Origin of the sequence: Peribacillus sp. TH14, from assembly GCF_016651145.1 — a bacterium.
Classification (GTDB): Bacteria; Bacillota; Bacilli; order Bacillales; family DSM-1321; genus Peribacillus; species Peribacillus butanolivorans.
Genome location: NZ_JAEKEK010000002.1, coordinates 265,809 through 285,148 on the forward strand (window position 1 = coordinate 265,809; position 19,340 = coordinate 285,148).

The following is a 19,340-nucleotide window of genomic DNA, read 5'->3' on the forward strand; positions in this document are numbered from 1 at the left end:
ATCTTACAGTAAAAACCCCTGCTAAGACTGGTGTTTGAGCATTTTCCTAACTTTTGACAGTATGCAGTACCCGCGCAATAATAGAGTAGGGGCTTTAAAGTTTGTTTTTTATTACACAATTTTTCTAGTTAACATAACGTTTATTATAGGTATTTAGCCTTGCCAAGTGGCAGAAATATAGATGATATCTTATGTTTTCATTTCTACACACATACTAAAAAAGAGAAGACTAGAAAATCTTCTCCTTTTATTTTAACCTTTTCACGATAATTGGTTCTTCTCTCTCTCAGCTGTTTCGCAGCCTTTTTTAGCTCTCCTGCTCAGGGTTTGTATATAGGGCAGCCGTTGTGGTTGAAGTAAAGAAGGAATGCTTGTTTTAGGGATCGTTAACACATTTGATATATGAATAGTCGCTGCGACTAATCACAACTGTAGAATTATTAAACAAAGGTAAATTTCGTCCCAATGTACTTCCTCTCCGTGCCAATAATATGCAAGAAATGAATAAAAACTGCATATTTTCGGCTTATTGAATTTATTTGGGGATATTGATAACAGATAGGTAAGGGTTTGACGTTATCTCCCCCTTTCCCCCTGCTAGCACCAGTACGTGCAACTTTCATCGCATACTGCGCCCAAAATTATCTCATATATTCAATTCTGTATACTTAAGGAAAAAGCTATATTTCCAAGTCAGATTGTGTCTTCTTATTGAAAGACTAGACACTGTTTTATTTTTAGGTGATTATATAATATTAAATGAAAATAGAATACCCTAAATTTTTTGAATAGAGTAAATTTTACATTAACTGTTCAGTTTTTGTCATGTATGATTAATATATGAACACTTACAATTTTTTATCAAAAAGACGATTTTATAGATTATAGTAAACGGGGGAATCATAGATGAAGAATAAGATGATTATGACATCGGGGAATCCAGAGTTAACAGCCAAGATTGAAAAAATTGCAAAGGAACTTAATTTTTCAGTAACTGTTGTTGAGGGAATTTTAAATGAAGCTGCCCAAGAAGTAAAAAGACTTGTATCACAGGGTGGATTTGAAGTGGTGATAAGCCGGGCAGGGACAGCCAAGGAAGTTGCCAAATTAGTCCAACTGCCTATTGTCCATAGTGCTTCAAGTAATTTTGATATCTTAGGTTCTTTTAAAAGAGCTAAAGAATTGGGAGATAAAATTTGTTTTATTACTTACCCAGAAGAAGGTTTTGCCTTTAATTTTGACCAAGTGATTGAAACAGTTGGTTTTGATGTAACGATATTGCCGTATCATACATGGGATGAGCTGGTTAAGCAAATAAAATGGGCAAAAGAAATGGGAATGGAAGTAGTAGTGGGCGGCGGCATTCGGGCACATGAAATTGTTCAAAATCATGGAATGAAGAGTATGAACATTATTACAAGTGATAGGACAATAAAAAGAGCATTAATCTTAGCTAGTCAAGTAGGACAAGACCGAATACTAATTAAAAAAGAGACTGAAAGATTAAAGGCAGTTATTAATGTGACGGATGAAGGGATTCTCTTTCTATCAAAAGATGGTCAAATAGAAACATTTAATCCTGCGGCCGAAAGGATATTTGGGATAAAGGAATCATTTGTTACAGGGAAGAGAATTGAGGAAATACGAACCCCCCTCCTTTTAAATTTGTTGCAGCAAAAAAAAATATATACTGACAATGGAAGTTTCCGTTTACAAAATATAATTATTAATTATGAACCACTTATTGTTGGATTAGACAGGATAGGCACGGTCATTATTTGCCGAGAGATTAGTAAGATTCAAAAATTAGAGAGTGAAATTAGAAGAGAATTGCATTCAAAAGGGTTAATAGCCCGTTTTACATTAGAAGATATTCGGCATAAAAGTGAGCAGATGGAGCTCGCGATTAAACTGGCTAAAGAATATGCCGTGACGAATTCAACCGTTTTGATTATTGGAGAAAGCGGAACGGGGAAGGAGTTAATGGCCCAAGGTATACATAATGCCAGTAACAGAAAAGATGGTCCTTTTGTTGCTGTTAATTGTGCAGCTCTTCCAGAAAATTTAATTGAAAGTGAATTATTTGGGTATGCAGCAGGAGCCTTTACTGGTGCGAATAAAGGAGGTAAACAAGGCTTCTTTGAATTGGCCCATGGAGGAACGATCTTCCTTGATGAAATTGGAGAAATTCCTGATTTTATTCAAACAAGACTATTAAGGGTTCTTCAGGAAAAAGAGGTTATGCGAATTGGGGGTGATCGGGTGATTCCGGTCGATATTCGAGTTGTAGCGGCAACAAATCGTAACCTTTGGGATTTGGTAAAGGAAGGAAAGTTTCGTTCTGATTTATATTTTAGATTAAATGTACTTCATATGGGGCTTCCACCATTACGTCACAGAATGGAGGATATTCCGATTCTTGTTGATTTCTTCTTACAAAAGATGGGCTCAAAACTCTGTTTTGAAGATTTCTCGGGTAACCTAAAAAACTTTTTTTTGACGTACAGCTGGCCGGGGAATATTAGGCATCTTGAAAATATTGTAGAAAGAATTCAGCTCGGTGTACAGAAATTTAAAGGGGAAGATGCCTTTATTAATGATATTTTAAGCGAAACAGAAGATGATGATCGTCAGTTAAATCAAAACGAGGTAATCATGGTCCAATTTGGTACGATGGAAGAAATAGAAAAGCAAGTGATTAATAAAATGATGGAATTAAATAATCAGAATAAAACCGTAGTTGCTGAAAAATTAGGGATTAGCCGTACCACGTTGTGGAAAAAATTAAGTGAAACTTCTTAAGCGTTTAAAATATTAACAATAAAAAGTAAAATGTTGCTAAACTGAACAGAAAAGTAAATTTCCAGTGTATTTTTATAGGTTATTAAATTGGCATACTTCTTGCTTTATATATAGGTGTAAGAAAGCTTAACTTTGGAATTAACGGGTCATTCAACTTAGTAAATCAGAAAATCAAATTATAGGAGGGAGGTATTGTTATTGGATCGTGTTATTTTGGAAAAGCATCATAATTACGCAATTATTTACCTAAATGAACCAGAAACGTTAAATGCTTTTAGCAAAGGATTAAAAGAACAACTTTTATCCGCATTAAAAGAAATTGAGAAAGATGAGTCGATCCATGTTGTCATTCTTTCAGGCAAGGGAAAATCGTTTTGTGCTGGCGGGGATTTGAAGGGAATGGCAAAGAAATACACTACATTAGAAATTAAACAAACAATGGATCAGGCTGCTAAGATTGTAGAATTAATCCGTAAAATGCCAAAGTTAGTTATCACCGCAGTTCATGGATATGCAGCGGGAGCGGGGATGAGTTTAGCATTAGCCTCAGATCTTATTATCGCAGAGGAAGGTTCTAAGTTTTCTTTATCGTTTAAAAATGTCGGTTTAATTCCTGATTTAGGTCTTCTCTATCATCTCCCGAAAAAAGTAGGAGAGTGGAAGGCGAAAGAATGGATTTGGAAGGGAGTGACCATTCCAGTAGAGGAAGCTTATGATTATGGGTTCATCTATGAAATTGCTTCGAAAAATCTAGCGTTGAAGAGAGCGATTGTATTGGCGGAAGAATTAATAAATGGTGCACTGCAAGCATTTATACATTCTAAATTCATTATTAATAGTTCTTCATCTTTGTCCTTTGAGGAGGTTTTACAAAAGGAGAATATGAGCCAAACGTTTTTACGTACCACATTGGATCATAGAGAAGGAGTAGAATCTTTTATTGAAAAACGAAAGCCTGAATTTACAGGGAAATAAAACTCATAGCAGATTTAAAATATCAACTATGAACGATTTAGCATGCGGATTGTTTAAAAACCAAAATAGTTAGCCGAAAAAACTATGGATTTTGATGGCTTTACTTTTGGCATCATTCTTGAGAGAGAAATTATGTAAGAAGAATTTTTATTGTAAAAAAAGTCAGAATATTAATTCAATGCTGAATTTTACGTTTATTAAAAGGGGGAATTCTGAAAAAAAAGATAGAGAATGTTTATTCATAAACTCTTAGATCAACTAAAAAAATGAAAGCGTTTTATTTTATTTGTCTCTCTAGCTATCTCATTTAGGAAGGGGAAAAGAAAAATAATGAAAAAAATTTCATTGTATTTAGTACTAGTTGCCATGATTATCTTAAGTGCCTGTTCAAAGTCGACGGGAAATGCTACTACGAATAAAGCAACTGCAGATTTCCCAACCAAACCAATAGAAATTATTGTCCCATACGATGCCGGCGGTGGGACTGATATGGCAGCAAGGGCATTGGCAAGGAAAGTCAGCGAATATCTGCCAAATAACCAGGCGGTAGTAGTTGTTAACAAGCCTGGCGGAGGGGGTACGGTAGGAAATACTCAAGTATTGAATGCGAAACCAGATGGTTATACATTATTAATGACTTCAACAGGAGCTTTATCAATCCAGCCTAATTATGGAAAGGCAACTTACTCCCACGACAGTTTTGCACCTATCATGCGTGTGCTTTCTAATCCGCAAGCAATTATTGTCAAAGCAGATGCTCCTTGGAAAACATATGATGAGTGGTTAGCTTATATGAAAAAGAATCCTGAAGAATTCACTTATGGCACTGCAGGCACAGGTCTTACTGGTCATATTGCGATGGAAGCTTTATCTAAGGACGAAAAAATTAAAGCAAAACATGTTCCGTTCGATGGTGCAGGTCCTGCGCTGACAGCATTGTTAGGTGGACATGTTAAAGGTGTAGTCGTTCAGACTCAAAATCCACGAGCTTTAGTTGAATCTGGTGAGGTTCGTCCGTTAATAAATATCGGTAGTAATAAAGAAGAAGGTTTTGATGGTTTCCCTTGGGCAAGCGAAAATGCTTCAATAGATGTTTATCATGGACTATTAGCACCTAAAGATACTCCTAAGGAAGTTTTAGATATTTTGCATGATGCCTTCAAAAAAGCATTGGAGGATCCAGCTGTTATTGACCAAATTAATAAAGGTGGAGCAAATCCAGCTTATGCAGGACCAGAAGATTTTCAAAAAGAAATCACGGAAAGTTATAAGAAAACTGGAGATGTATTAAAAGAAGTGGGATTAATTAAGTAAAACCAAAACAAGGATATATATCATCTAAACATTTATCATCAAGTAGGTTAATGATTTAGATGATAGATGTTCAATCTTTTTAGATAAAAGAAAACAGGAAAAGGGTGTTGAGTCAGTGCTTAATAACAAAAGCGAAATTGGAGCTGGGATTTTTTTATTCCTTTTTGCATCGGTCTTTTTTGTTCAAGCTCTAGGATATGACTATTTGGGATCCTTAGGACCAGGGCCAGGTTTTTTTCAACTTGGATAAGTGGAGCGCTTGCTGTTTTATCACTTTTATATATTTATCAATCTTATAAAAAGGGTAAAACAGAAGAAATAAAGGAAGAAGATAGCACACCAGAAGAAAGTGCACAAAATGAAAAGTCCTTTGGAAAAATAGCATATATAGTAGGATGCATGTTGTTTTACGTATTTGCACTAACCTATTTGGGGTTTGTATTAACTACGACCATCTTCCTTTTTGCACTGCTTTTTAAGGAATATAAATGGTATACGAGTCTTGGTATTGCTATTTTCGTATCAATCCTCCTGTTCTGGGTATTTGGATCTTTATTAAATGTGGCTTTGCCAGTTAATGTATTAGGTTGGTAAGGAGAGGAATATATGGAATCTTTGCAAGGGCTATTAATAGGTTTTCAGGAAGCACTAACTGTTTGGAACATTATCTATTGCATTATTGGTGTGTCAATGGGGATGTTTGTAGGCGTATTGCCCGGGCTGGGCCCTGTTGCAGGAACAGCCCTGTTAATCCCGATTACATTTGGGATGGAACCGGTATCTGCCATTATTATGTTAGCGGGCATTTACTATGGATCTATGTATGGCGGGACGATTACATCCGTTTTAATTAATACACCGGGAGAATCAGCGTCTGTTATCACTTGTATCGATGGACATCAACTAGCGAAGCAGGGGAGGGCAGGAACAGCCTTAGGAGTTGCCGCAATCGGTTCCTTTGTTGGTGGAATTGTGGCTGTTTTAGGACTCACTTTTTTAGGTCCTCCATTAGCACGCTTTGCTTTAAAGTTTGGTCCTCCTGAGTATTTTGCTCTCATGTTGCTTGGATTGTTATTAATTGTAGGATTGATGGGGAAATCAATCACAAGAGGACTTATCGCTGCTTTATTTGGTTTATTATTAGCGCTAATTGGTATGGATCCGATTTCAGGAGAAATTCGATTCACCTTTGGACAAATGAATTTAATAGAAGGTATTGATTTTGTTATTGTGGCTATGGGTCTTTTTGGAATATCAGAGATCCTACTAAATGCTGAAAATAAGATGAAGATGGATAAACCAGCTAAAGTTCAGGGAATGCTGCCAAGAAGGGATGAATGGAAACCAACGATGAAATCAGTTGGAAGAGGAACGGGTATTGGGATGTTAATTGGATTAATTCCTGGCGCAGGAGCAACGATTTCCTCCCTTATCTCTTATTCTATTGAGAAAAAAATGGCAAAGGATCCTTCTCGATTTGGGAAAGGGGCTATTGAAGGAGTTGCAGGACCTGAAACGGCTAACAACGCTCACAGTGGTGCCGCACTCATTCCGCTATTTACACTCGGCATTCCTAGCTCGCCAACGGTTGCTGTATTACTAGGAGCCTTTATGATGCATGGTTTAGCTCCAGGGCCTGCATTATTCCAAAACAACCCTAATTTTGTATGGGGCATTATTGCCAGTATGTTTATTGGTAATTTCATTCTGCTCATTTTTAATCTTCCATTAGCAGGATTTTGGGCGAAAATAGCACTTGTTCCATATAAGCTATTATTTCCATTGATTCTTATTTTAACAATGGTTGGGACTTACAGTATTAATAATAGCTTATGGGATATAGGGTTAATGCTTTTATTTGGGGTTGTGGGATATATTATGAAAAAACTAGATATTCCTGCTGCAGTAACCGTCTTAACATTTGTTTTGGGAGGTCAAATTGAGTCTTCATTTCTTCAATCACTTGCGACATCAACAGATGGATTTCTCATCTTCTTTATGCGCCCAATTTCTGGTACTTTAATTGCTATCGGTTTGCTTTTACTTGTTTTCAGCACATTAAATGGATTTAAAAAGAAGAAAAATTTAATAGAAGGTGATTTTGAAGTTTAACTTCATTCAGCAGAAGTCCTCGACTATTAATTAAAGATGTAAAGGATTTAGTTATTGCGGGTTTAAAAAATGAATAATGTTAGGTGAGGAAAATGGATAAACATATAAATAATGGAATGAAGAATAATCCTTATTGGAAGCATATTGGCTTAAAAGAGATAGAGTTAAGGGAAGGGACTGCTATTTTAGAACTTCCCGTAATCTACGAGATCACACAGAGCAGAGGTAATGTTCATGGAGGAGTGATTGCGAGTTTAATTGATGCAGCTGTGGGTGCAGCACTTCGATCGCTCCTTCCTGATGGTAAAGCAGGGGTTACAGTAGAATTGAAGGTGAATTACCTTCGTCCTGGATCAGGCGATAAGTTGATTGCCAAAGGTCGAGTCATCAAAAAAGGCAATTCCCTTGTAGTTGGGGAAGCGACCATTTTAAATGATGAGGAAAAAGAAGTTGCCGTTGGGTTGGTGACTTATATGTTGAATTAGCTATTAGATGTTTTCTCATCTACTTTATGCGCCGAATTCTGGTACTTTCATTGCTAAAATTTATTAGAAGGTGATTTTGAAGTTTAAATAAGTCCTTCCATTAAACAGGATATCACTTTCCAGTTTAAAAACTTATTAGAAAATCCCTGTTTTTGGTATGAAAACAGGGATTTATTGTTGAACTATGTTGAAGCTATTAAAGGAAAATAATGATAGAACATATATTATTCATTTCACAATGATTCAAACGCGGAGGAAATATGAAACGAAACCTTTTATATATGGTTACTCCTTTTATTTTCATTTCAGTCTTTGCAGCAAGACCTATGACATCTTTATTTGCAAACGAGTTAGAAGCAACGATGTTCGAAATTGGAATGATCACTGCCTGTTATTCGATTGCACCACTTATTATCGCCATTTTTGCCGGGCGTTATATTGATCGATATGGAGAGAGAATTCCAATATTCATTGGATCATTAGGATTATTTATTTCTTTGTGTCTTCCATACTTTTTTCCAAGTGTTCAAATTTTATTTATCTCACAGCTCATTTTAGGTGGATCACAATTACTTGCCATACTCGCGATTCAAAATGGAGTGGCGAAGTCAACAACAAATAAGAATCGTGATCGTTCAGTTGGGACATTTAGTCTTTTCTCTTCAGTTGGGATGCTGCTCGGTCCTATCCTTGGAGGATATTCAACCGAACATTATGGCTTTCAACTGACATTTATGATTCTAGCATTTGTTCCCTTTGTCCCTATGGTTCTATCTCTTTTCATTTCTAAACCTTCAAGAGCTGTTTCCGTGTCAAAGAAAGAAAAATCTACGAGTATGAAAGAGTTGTTTCGAATTCCTGGCTTATCTCGAGCTGTTCTGGTCAGTATGATTATCTTATCAGCCTTAGATATATTCTATGTCTATTTTCCGTTGTATGCCCAATCCATAGGACTAAATTTTTCGCAAATAGGCTTGCTTTTAGGAGCACAAGCAGCTTCCAATGTTTTAGTAAGAATTTTTATGCCAAGATTAGTAACTATGTTTGGCAGGGTGACAGTACTGTGGGTATTTATGATGATTGGTGCTGTTTCCTACGGCATGATTCCGTTTTTTCACGAGTTTCCTTTACTGTTTGCCGCTTCCTTTCTATTAGGAGCAGGTCTAGGTGTTACCCAGCCATTAACGATTGTCCTCTCATACAATGTTTCTCCTCCTGGTCAAACTGGGGAGGTCTTGGGAATTCGGCTGGCTGCTAACAGGCTTGGGCAAACGATCATTCCCTTTGTTTTTGCTAATTTAAGTACATTAATTGGATTGGGTCCGATTTTATTTATTAAAGCGATTGTGCTTGCAGCAGGTGCATTAACAGCACGTGGAATTATTGACAAGCTGAAGCAAGAAGAAATGTCAGAAGGAAAAGTAAAAGTTCGTTAAAACCATGGACGTGTTTTATAAAAAGGTTGTCTTAAAGAATAATGTTGATAGAAGTTGAAGGCACGAGACTCCTGCGGGAGAAGCCCACAGACACATAGTGTCCAAGAGGCTCGGCGGTCGCCCGCAGAAAGTGAAGTGCCTGAAACGGAAATCAACAACCGACTTTAACAGAAACGAAAAAAATAATAACGATGAGAAACGTTTTGGTAAATAGGAGGATATAAAATGAATACGAATGAAAATAACACAATCAGCGTTATGAATGAAGAAAAAGGTAACGGTTCAATAGAATATAAAAATATTACCGAAAGATTGGCTGCCCATGTAGCTAATTTTAGAAATATTCAGTTAGATGAATTGTTAGTTAATCAAGTGAAAAGAACTTGTTTAGATTATGTCTGCGCGGCTATCACAGGATCGAACACAGAAGTAAGCAGGCTTGTTTATGAATACCTGCTAGAGTCTGAAGGGAGAGGAACGACCAATATTATTGGGCGTCAAACGGGATTATCAAAAGGAAACGCTGCCTTCCTAAATGGAACGAGTGCCCATTGTCTTGATATGGACGATGGACATACAGGGGGATCGGTTCACCCGGCAACTGTTGTATTTCCATCTGTATTTGCTATAGCACAACATGTAAAACCAACATTCGATGAATTGGCAAAATCCATTGTTATCGGTTATGACGTTTGCTTAAGAATTTCATCTGCTATTCATCCATCTTCAAGGCAGCGAGGCTTTCATAATACACCAGTAGCCGGCATTTTCGGTTCTGTAGCAGCGGCAAGCGTATTATACGGATTGAAAAAGGAAGAAGTTCAAAATGCCTTTGGAATTGCCGGGAGCTTTGCTGGCGGGATTTTTGCTTTTTTAGGCACGGGTTCGGAAGTGAAACGGATTCATCCTGGACAGGCTACACGTGACGGGATTACTGCAGTTGAACTGACAAGAAAGGGATTATCAGGACCGAAAGGAGTATTGGAAGGAGAAAATGGCCTTTTTCAGGCCTTTGCAGACGGTAAAGTATCGATTGAACGAATGTTTAGAAACATTGGTGAAGAATATGAAATCATGAATATTTATTTTAAGCCCCACCCATGCTGTCGACATTTGCATTCTTCGATTGATGCTGTGTATGAATTAAAAAGGAATTCACCCATTCGATCTCAAGATATTGTTGAAATTCGCATAGGTGTCAATCAGATTGCTTATTTACATCGTCATAAGGATTGCCAGACATTATTGGATGCACAAATGAGTTTGCCGTATGCGATAGCTGCAGCCGTCTATCATCCAGTATTGGAGGTTAATCATTTTCAACCAGAACAGACAAAAGAAACCATTAGCAGGCTGGCTCAATTAGTGGAAGTGTATGTGGATGAAGAAGCTGATCAACATTATCCTGCACAACGGGCAGCGAGGCTTGAAATTAAATTAAAAAATAGCACGACACTCACATGCTATGTAGAAAACCCACTAGGAGAGCCCTCTAAACCATTAACAGATGAAAAATTAGAAGAGAAATTTATGGCTAATTGTTCATCTATCATTGGGGGAAAAAGAGCGAAGTCAATTGTAGAAAGTATAAAAAATCTAGAGGGAAATATAGACACACTTTATTCTATTTAATTGAACTACCCACCACTAAGCTAACACTTGAAGTGGGGGATTCCTACGAACACCAGTGTATCCACCAGTTATTGAGTAGGCTCTACCCGCAGAACACTTCATATCTTGTACGTTGGATTCGCCACACTCCCTACTCTGCTTGGTTTTCGCTACTTCGGTGAGTGTGGGCAGAAAGGACGTTGAAGATTTTACATGACAGACGAGTTTCCTACGCAAAAAGGCGATTCATCTCCTGCCTATTCATTGGGCTATCGCCCTTCACATTCTTTGAGGTAGGAGTCTTTTCGCCTAAAATAATAAATCTTGGAAATGGAGAAAATAGGAATGCACTTTGAAAATATTCTCGTGTATAAAGATGGAGCAATTGGCGTGATAAAAATCAATCTTCCTGAAGTGAGAAATGCACTAGATACTCAAACAGTAATTGAAATAGAATATGCATTACTACAATGGGAAAATCATGAAGGTGTGAAAGTGATTCTCTTTACAGGGGAAGGAGCAAAATCCTTTGCTGCAGGTGCTGATATTAGACAGCTAAGGGAAAGGAGTGCATCTGATGCATTGTTGCCTGGTCTTTCAGGATTATGTCAAAAGATTGAGCAAAGCACGAAAGTAACCATTGCGGCGATTAACGGATATGCTCTTGGAGGCGGATGCGAATTAGCCTTAGCTTGTGATATCCGTGTTGCTGCTTCCCATGCTAAAATCGGCTTGCCAGAGCTCAGTTTATCTATCATCCCAGGAGCTGGCGGTACACAGCGATTGTCAAGAATGGTGGGTAAAGGAACGGCACTTGATATGATCTTAACCGGTGAAATAATTACTGCGGAAAAAGCTGAAAGAATAGGCTTAGTTTCTACTGTTGTACCGATGGAAGAATTATGGGAAACGGTAGTAGGAAAAGCTCAAAAAATCATTGAAAAAGGACCAATGGCCGTGAAATTAGCGAAGATGGTGATTCATCAAGGCTATGATACAGACATGAAGACCGCTTTAGCATTAGAAAAATTTGCTCAAGCCATTCTTTTTAATTCTGATGATAAATTGGAGGGTACAACGGCCTTTTTAGAAAAAAGAACACCACAATTCCAAGGAAAGTAACATCATTGTTCATTAACTGAACTCTACTATTTTAAAAATAAACAGACGGACTTAAAATGGTTCGTCTGTTTATTTTTTAATAAAGCGCGTTCAAATGATAAACAACTAAGCGAAAATAACGTGTTTATTTTAAAATAAATCATTATTTTAAGCGTTTTTTATAGTTGGCACGCATCTTGCTACTAATATATACGAAAGTAATTATTAATAAATCATAACAAAAAGGGAGAGTTTAATATGGATTTCAACTTAAGTGCAGAGTTACTAGAATTACAAAAATGGGCAATAAACTTTGCGAAGGAAAAGTTCTCAGAAAAAGCATATACATGGACAAAAAATCATGAAGTACCTTGGGAAAACGCTAAAATTCTAGCGGAAAATGGATTAATGGGCATGACTCTTCCTGTTAAGGATGGCGGTCAAGGGATGTCATTAGTAGAAGCGATTATTGTTATGGAAGAAGTGGCAAAAGTTTGCCCTAGTACAGCTGATATGCTGCAAGTTGGGAATTTCGGAGCCATTCGCCAGCTGGCTGCATATGGCTCAGAGGAACTGAAACAGCGTGTCCTTCCAACTATTTTAGCAGGTGAGAAGCTTATTTCCGTCGCGATGTCAGAGCCTAACGCAGGCTCAGCGGTTACAGACCTAAAGACGAAAGCTCGTATTGAAGGAGATAAAGTCATTATCAATGGATCAAAAGTATTTAATACACACGGGCCTCATAATTCTTATTATGTTGTATGGGTTAATTTTGGAGACAGTGTTAAAACGTGCGGTGCCGTATTAGTGGAAAGAGGCGCTCCTGGCTTTACAATTGGAAAAACGGAAACACATATGTCTGGTGAAGAGCATTGTGCCTTATATTTTGAAGATTGTGAAGTCCCGATGGGTAATATTTTAGTTCCAGATAACGGATTCAAACGTTTGTTTACAATGTTTAACGTTGAACGGATGGGAAATACATCAAGGTCTCTAGCCTTAGCACAAGCTGCCTTTGATATGGCGGTACAGCATGCAAGGGAAAGAGAACAATTCGGACGTCCGTTAGCTGAATTCCAAGGAATTCAATGGAAAATTGCTGAAATGAAAATGAAGTTAGAGGCAGGCAGACTGTTATTATATAAAGCTGCAACAAATGCTGATAAAGGGGCTCCAAATCCTTTGGAAGCAAATATGGCAAAGGCCTACATTAATACCATTGCATTTGAAGTGGCACATGAAGCGGTCCAAATCTTTGGCGGTTATGGTTATTCTACTGACTACCCGCTAGAGTACATTTTTAGAAGAGTCAGAGGCTGGATGATTGCCGGTGGAACTCCGGAAGTGTTGAAAAATAAAATTGCTGAAGATGTGTTTGATATGAAATTTAGTCAAAGAAGACCAAAGACAGGAGGAGAAAAAGTTGTCACTAAATAATAATGTTACCGTTGCTGTAGAAGAAAAACCACTATTTTTAATGGAGCATGAAGGAGCCCAGCTTTTAAACGAGTTGGGGCTCCCAGTTGCCCAATCTCTATTGGTTCAAACGAAACGTGAAGCTGTTCAATTTGCACAAAGAATCGGTTATCCCGTTGTACTGAAAGGGATGTCGAGAGATATTGTTCACAAGACAGAAGCAGGAATCGTTAAGATAAATGTCCAGAATGCGGAAGAAGTTGAAGCAGCCTTTACTGAGATCATGGAAAACGCTTCAAATTACGATAATAAGGCGATAATGGCAGGAATTCTCGTGCAAAAAATGGCTCCAAAAGGAACTGAATTGATTTTGGGGGTGAAAAAGGATCCTGTATTTGGCCACCAGCTTGTGATTGGCTTCGGAGGAATCTTTGTTGAAATAATGAAAGATTTTGCCATGAGAATGATGCCGATTTCTATAAAGGATATTGAAGAAATGTTGCAAGAATTGAAAACGTATCCAATTATTAAAGGCTACCGCGGACAAGAAGGGCTGAATCAAGAGATCATAGCAGACATTTGTCTGGGATTAAATGAATTAGTGAAGCAGAGACCTGAAATTGAAGAGTTAGACCTTAATCCTGTTATTTTTTCAGATCAAGATGCTTTCATTTGTGATGTGAGAATTTTATTAGGTGAAAAGAAAGAAACAGGATGTAAGCAAAGATCACTAGAAAATCTAGAGAAAATGATTAACCCTGCCTCTATAGCAGTGGTCGGGGCATCTGCAAACGAAAAGAAAAATGGCGGACGGCTTTTTCGCTACCTGGTTGAAAATCAATTCCCTGGCAAGCTTTACCCTATTAATCCAGGTGCCTCTGAAATAAAAGGTTATAAAGCTTTTCCAAATATCAGAGAGGTTCCAGAAGATATTGATTTGGCTTGCATCATTGTGGAAGCCAAAAGTGTTCCACAAGTTATGGAGGATTGTATTGCAAAAGGCGTGAAAGCAGTCATTGTATACTCCTCTGGCTTTGCGGAAATAGGGGAAGAGGGGAAAAAGCTTCAGGAAGAGCTCTTGGACCTTGCGGAAAAAGGAAATATACGTGTGCTTGGTCCTAATTCCATCGGTATTGCCAGCCCATCTAAAAACATTTATACCGCTTTTGGAGCTGCACTAGAATCAAAAGTAAAGCCATTTGGGAATATTGGCTTTATCTCACAAAGCGGTGCGATGGGAAGCGCCCTTCTCAGCCGTGCATGGGAACAAGGTGCCGGTTTTAGCAGATGGGTAAGTGTTGGAAATGAAGCTGACTTGACCACGACAGATTTTATTGAAATATTGGCTGAAGATGAATTGACAAAGGTGATTACCGTCTTTATGGAAGGGATTAAAGATGTCAAAGCATTTGAAAAAGCAACGGCCAAAGCTTTAAAGGCAAAGAAACCGGTATTGGTGTTTAAAACAGGAAGATCTGCAGTTGGAAAAAGAGCCGTGCAGTCTCATACAGGTTCCATTGCAGGGGATGATGCGGTTTATTCAGCCGCTTTCAAAAAGCTTGGCGCTCTAAGAATTTTGAATTTAGATGAAATGATTGATGTTTCAAGAGCTTTCACTGTTCAAAAATTACCAAAGGGTAATCGTATTGGTGTATTGACCGCTTCAGGCGGAGCCTGCAGTGTCATTGCGGATTTGTGTTCGGAAGAAGGATTAATCGTTCCTGAATTAACGGAAAGTTCCGAAAAAATAAAAGACCTAATCCCGCCATTTGGTTCTGCGCAAAATCCAGTGGATGTAACGGCTGAAGTCATTGCTAAGCCTGAAATGTTCAAAAAGGTGCTGCAAACACTTGCCGAAGACCAGGATATTGATGGAGTCATTGTGATGTTAACAACGAATGCAGATCCGGGTGCAGCGGTTATTGCTGAAGCCATTATGGAGGTTCAGAGAGAGCAAGACAAACCGATTGTTGTTGGGCGCTTGGGAGCAGATGGTATTGCTCCAAAAGCAATGACTTTATACGATGAAGGAAATTTCCCTGTATACGCATCTCCAGAACAAGTAGTGAGCGTCATGAATTACCTAGTGAAATATAGCCAATTGCTAAAAAACTGATTAAAGACCTTTATTTAATACTATGTTTGCCTGCGTGAAAGAAGAAAGTAATTAAACAATCTATCACGCAGGATTTATTAAAAGCATACTGAGAACGGAGCGGAAACGATGAAGAAAATAGCTGTAATCGGAAGCGGTCTAATGGGAACGGGAATTGCCTATGCCGCGAGTGTCAATCATTTTCAAGTGCAGCTTCAGGATATTAGCACTAAAGCTATAGAGAAAGCTGAAGCTTATATTAAAGTAGAAATGAAAAAAGCTGTAGAACGGGGTTATATGACAGCGGCAGAAGAAATCGAAAGCTTTAATCGAATTACTTTTACAACAAGTATGGAGGAAGCAGTAAGGGAGGCAGATTTTGTTATTGAGGCAGTCCTTGAAAAGATGGATTTGAAAATCGAAATCTTTAAAAAATTGGATGAAATTTGCCCAGAACACACAATCTTAGCGACAAATACGTCAACGATGAGCCCGACCGAAATTGCAGCACAAACATCGCGGCCTGATAAATGTATCGCCATGCACTTCTTCAATCCGCCCCACAAAATGAAACTCGTGGAAATCATCAGAGGGTTAAATACCTCGGATGAAACCTATGAATCAGCTAGGCAGGTTGCAGAGCAAATGAAAAAGGAAACCGTTGAAGTCAATGAATTTCCCGGATTTGTAACAAGCCGAATGAATTGCTTAATAGGGAATGAAGCGATGAATATGCTGATGGAAGGTGTCGCCTCTGCTACAGATATTGATAAAGCCATCAAATTGGGGTTAAACCATCCAATGGGGCCGCTTGAAATGGCAGATCTTGTAGGGTTGGATACACGGTTGAGAAATATGGAATATTTGTATCAAACCTTAGGAGAAAAATATCGCCCATGCCCGCTTTTAACAAAATATGTGAAGGCTGGAAGACTTGGAAAGAAATCAGGGATTGGTTTCTATGACTATAGCAATGAGGTGGGAAGCAAATGAGAAATGCTGTTATCGTTGATTCAGTTAGAACGGCTATCGGTCGTTTAGGCGGCAGTTTAAAAGATGTCGAAGTAGATTATCTGGCTGCAAAAGTATTGGATGAAATTGCCCTCCGTGCAGGGATAGATAAAAATCAATTGGATGAAGTGATTTTAGGACAAGGCAAACAAAGTGCTGATTCTTCTAATCTAGCAAGACTTTCATTATTGCGAGCTGGATATCCAATAGAAGTACCAGGCTACACCATTCATCGTCAATGTGGATCAGGACTTCAAGCCATTAACAATGCAGTGCAGCAAATTCAATGCGGGCTGTCAGATGCGGTTGTTGCTGGCGGTGCGGAAAGCATGAGCACTGCCCCTTATTATATTCGAAATGCTCGATATGGATATGGTGCTGGGAATGGAGAAATTTTAGATCCAAATACGGAAAGTCAGCCTAGGTCCCAGCCAATAGAGATTTATGGGAAATTGAATATGGGAATCACAGCAGAAAATTTAGCGGAAAAATATCATATTTCTCGTGCTGAACAGGATGAATTTGCTGCCCGCAGTCAAGAACTGGCTCTATCAGCTATAGAAAAGGGTTTTTTTGATAAAGAAATTGTTCCATTTGAGATAAAAGCGAAAAAACAAAATGTTGTATTTGATCGTGACGAACATCCACGTCAAACAACTTATGAGAAACTCTCTACCTTAAAGCCTGTTTTTAAAGTAAATGGGACAGTTACAGCCGGAAATAGCAGCGGCAGAAATGACGGTGCTTCAGCTTTGCTTGTTATGTCAGAAGATACGGCGGCAAAACAAGGGTTGCGGCCAAAGGCAAAAGTGATTGCACAAGCAGCATCCGGTGTTTCTCCAGATATCATGGGGATCGGACCTGTTCCCTCTACTATGAAGGCATTAAAAATGGCAGGACTAACCTTTGATGATATCGGCTTGATTGAATTAAACGAAGCTTTTTCGGTCCAAGCATTGTCTGTTATTAAAGAATGGAATATCAGCTGGGATAAAGTCAATGTAAACGGCGGTGCCATTGCTCTTGGCCACCCGATTGGAGCATCAGGAGCTATCTTAATGACAAAATTATTGCATGAAATGGAAAGACGCGGCGAAAAGTACGGCCTTGTCACCCTTTGTATTGCCGGGGGCTTGGGTATTACGACTATCGTTGAGAATTTACAAATTTAATAAAGAAAGAGGAGAATAGAAATGAATATTTTTGTCATGATGAAAAGAACCTTCGATACAGAAGAAAAGATCTCCATTAAAAATGGTCAGATCCATGAAGGGGATGCCGAATTCATTATCAATCCTTACGATGAATATGCCATCGAAGAGGCGATTGTGTTGAAAGAAAAGCATGGCGGAGAAGTGACGGTTGTAACGGTTGGGGATGAAGACGGAGAGGCAGAATTAAGAACTGCACTAGCGATGGGAGCAGGTAAAGCGGTTTTAATTAATATAGAGGATTGGGACCATGTCGATTCATTCACAGTTGCGTCCATCCTTGTCAAATACTTAGAGAAACAAGAGATTGATCTGATCCTTTCTGGAAATATGACGGTAGATGGAGGATCCGCACAAGTTGGACCCCTTGTTGCTGAAGGATTAGGAATTGCCCAAGTTACAGCGATCACCAAGCTGAATGTAAATGAAGGGAAAGCGCTGGTTGTAAGGGATGTGGAAGGGGATGTAGAAACCATTGAAGTATCACTTCCGATTCTCGTGACGGCACAACAAGGATTAAATGAGCCGCGGTATCCCTCATTGCCAGGAATTATGAAAGCAAAGAAAAAACCGCTTGAAATCTTTGAGCTTGATGATCTTGACATAGATGAAGAGAATGTTGAAGCAAAGATATCTATGGTTGAAGTTTTCCTCCCGCAAGTAAAACAGGCTGGAAGAATACTTGAGGGAGATGCCCATGAGCAAGTGAAACAGTTAGTATCATTGTTAAGTTCAGAAGCAAAAGTTATATAAAAGGTGGGTTCATAATGAAAAAAATATTAACGGTTACTGAAATAAAAAACGGTGAATTACGAAATATTTCATTTGAAACAATTGCAGCTGCTAAAATGGTTGCAAACGGAGGAGAAGTAGTAAGTGTCCTTTTGGGTAAACAAGAAAAAGGTTTTACCGATGCTTTGATTCAATATGGGGCAGATAGAGTGATTATTGTCAATCATCCACAATTAGCTTTGTATACGACAGATGCTTATCAGCAAGCTCTACTGCAGATTATCGAGCTTGAAAATCCAGACGGAATTTTTATGGGGCATACAGGAAATGCGAAAGATGTTGCACCCCGAATTGCGATGAAGCTGCAAAGCGGATTAGTTTCAGATGTAATTGCCATTGAAAAGAACGGGGAAGATATTTTATTTACTCGTCCCATTTATTCGGGCAAAGCTTTTGAAAAGAAGAAAATAAATAATGGATTGTTATTTGCAACCATTCGTCCAAATAATATTGCGTCACTTGAAAAGGATGAATCCCGTAGCGGAGAAGTGACTTCTATCAATGTAGAAATAAAAGATTTACGTACGATTATCAAAGAGGTAGTACGCAAAGCGACTAGCGGGGTTGACCTTTCAGAGGCTAAAATCATTGTTTCCGGCGGCCGCGGCGTAAAGAGTAAGGAAGGCTTTAAAGTGCTGCAGGAATTGGCTGATGCGCTAGGTGGAGCAGTAGGGGCATCCCGTGGTGCATGCGATGCTGATTACTGCGATTATTCTATGCAAATTGGTCAAACAGGGAAAGTAGTCACACCTGATCTATACATTGCCTGCGGAATTTCCGGTGCCATTCAACATGTTGCAGGGATGTCTAACTCGAAAGTGATTGTAGCGATCAATAAGGATCCGGAAGCAAATATCTTCAGCATCGCTGATTATGGAATTGTCGGAGATTTATTTGAAGTAGCGCCTTTACTAGTAGAAGAGTTTAAGCTTGTAGCAGTTAACTAGATTAGAAAAAAGGTTAGAGTGCTTACAGGGAG

Annotated in this window: 16 protein-coding genes; all 16 read left to right on the top strand. The window is 38.5% G+C overall.

Annotated features, from left to right (window positions below; genetic code table 11):
• The first annotated feature begins 906 nt into the window (after positions 1–906).
• On the top strand, positions 907–2,802 hold the full coding sequence (locus JFU50_RS29250) for a sigma 54-interacting transcriptional regulator (protein ID WP_201225461.1): 1,896 nt from the start codon (positions 907–909) through the stop codon (positions 2,800–2,802).
• Positions 2,803–3,000: 198 nt separating this feature from the next.
• Positions 3,001–3,777 (top strand): enoyl-CoA hydratase/isomerase family protein, encoded by a 777-nt coding sequence (locus tag JFU50_RS29255; protein ID WP_201225462.1) that lies wholly within the window; start codon positions 3,001–3,003, stop codon positions 3,775–3,777.
• A gap of 330 nt (positions 3,778–4,107) precedes the next feature.
• Positions 4,108–5,091, top strand: a complete 984-nt coding sequence (locus JFU50_RS29260) for a Bug family tripartite tricarboxylate transporter substrate binding protein (protein ID WP_201225463.1) — start codon at positions 4,108–4,110, stop codon at positions 5,089–5,091.
• A 115-nt stretch (positions 5,092–5,206) separates the two neighbouring features.
• On the top strand, positions 5,207–5,341 hold the full coding sequence (locus tag JFU50_RS31675; RefSeq protein WP_274608381.1) for a hypothetical protein: 135 nt from the start codon (positions 5,207–5,209) through the stop codon (positions 5,339–5,341).
• Between the two features lie 32 nt (positions 5,342–5,373).
• Positions 5,374–5,685 carry a tripartite tricarboxylate transporter TctB family protein gene (locus tag JFU50_RS29265; protein WP_342366391.1) on the top strand — a complete coding sequence of 104 codons (312 nt, stop codon included), beginning with the start codon at positions 5,374–5,376 and terminating at the stop codon, positions 5,683–5,685.
• Between the two features lie 12 nt (positions 5,686–5,697).
• Positions 5,698–7,203 (top strand): tripartite tricarboxylate transporter permease, encoded by a 1,506-nt coding sequence (locus tag JFU50_RS29270; RefSeq protein WP_201225465.1) that lies wholly within the window; start codon positions 5,698–5,700, stop codon positions 7,201–7,203.
• A 92-nt stretch (positions 7,204–7,295) separates the two neighbouring features.
• A complete protein-coding gene (locus JFU50_RS29275; protein WP_242489178.1) occupies positions 7,296–7,688 on the top strand; it encodes a PaaI family thioesterase in 393 nt (130 codons plus the stop codon).
• A gap of 260 nt (positions 7,689–7,948) precedes the next feature.
• Positions 7,949–9,124 carry an MFS transporter gene (locus JFU50_RS29280; RefSeq protein WP_207198908.1) on the top strand — a complete coding sequence of 392 codons (1,176 nt, stop codon included), beginning with the start codon at positions 7,949–7,951 and terminating at the stop codon, positions 9,122–9,124.
• 225 nt (positions 9,125–9,349) lie between these two features.
• Positions 9,350–10,756, top strand: coding sequence for an MmgE/PrpD family protein (locus JFU50_RS29285; protein ID WP_201225470.1), 1,407 nt, complete (start codon positions 9,350–9,352; stop codon positions 10,754–10,756).
• 324 nt (positions 10,757–11,080) lie between these two features.
• On the top strand, positions 11,081–11,857 hold the full coding sequence (locus tag JFU50_RS29290) for an enoyl-CoA hydratase/isomerase family protein (RefSeq protein ID WP_201225472.1): 777 nt from the start codon (positions 11,081–11,083) through the stop codon (positions 11,855–11,857).
• A gap of 237 nt (positions 11,858–12,094) precedes the next feature.
• Positions 12,095–13,273, top strand: a complete 1,179-nt coding sequence (locus JFU50_RS29295; RefSeq protein ID WP_201225474.1) for an acyl-CoA dehydrogenase family protein — start codon at positions 12,095–12,097, stop codon at positions 13,271–13,273.
• Entirely contained in the window at positions 13,260–15,368 is a 2,109-nt protein-coding gene (locus tag JFU50_RS29300; protein ID WP_201225476.1) for an acetate--CoA ligase family protein, read from the top strand. The genes JFU50_RS29295 and JFU50_RS29300 overlap by 14 nt, the downstream gene beginning before the upstream one ends.
• Positions 15,369–15,476: 108 nt before the next feature.
• Entirely contained in the window at positions 15,477–16,340 is an 864-nt protein-coding gene (locus JFU50_RS29305) for a 3-hydroxyacyl-CoA dehydrogenase family protein (protein ID WP_201225478.1), read from the top strand.
• Complete coding sequence (locus JFU50_RS29310; RefSeq protein ID WP_201225480.1) at positions 16,337–17,530, top strand: thiolase family protein; 1,194 nt, start codon at positions 16,337–16,339, stop codon at positions 17,528–17,530. The genes JFU50_RS29305 and JFU50_RS29310 overlap by 4 nt, the downstream gene beginning before the upstream one ends.
• A gap of 21 nt (positions 17,531–17,551) precedes the next feature.
• On the top strand, positions 17,552–18,322 hold the full coding sequence (locus tag JFU50_RS29315) for an electron transfer flavoprotein subunit beta/FixA family protein (protein ID WP_201225482.1): 771 nt from the start codon (positions 17,552–17,554) through the stop codon (positions 18,320–18,322).
• Between the two features lie 11 nt (positions 18,323–18,333).
• Positions 18,334–19,308: an FAD-binding protein gene (locus JFU50_RS29320; protein ID WP_201225639.1), complete on the top strand. Its 975-nt coding sequence runs from the start codon at positions 18,334–18,336 to the stop codon at positions 19,306–19,308.
• The last annotated feature ends 32 nt before the right edge of the window (positions 19,309–19,340 follow it).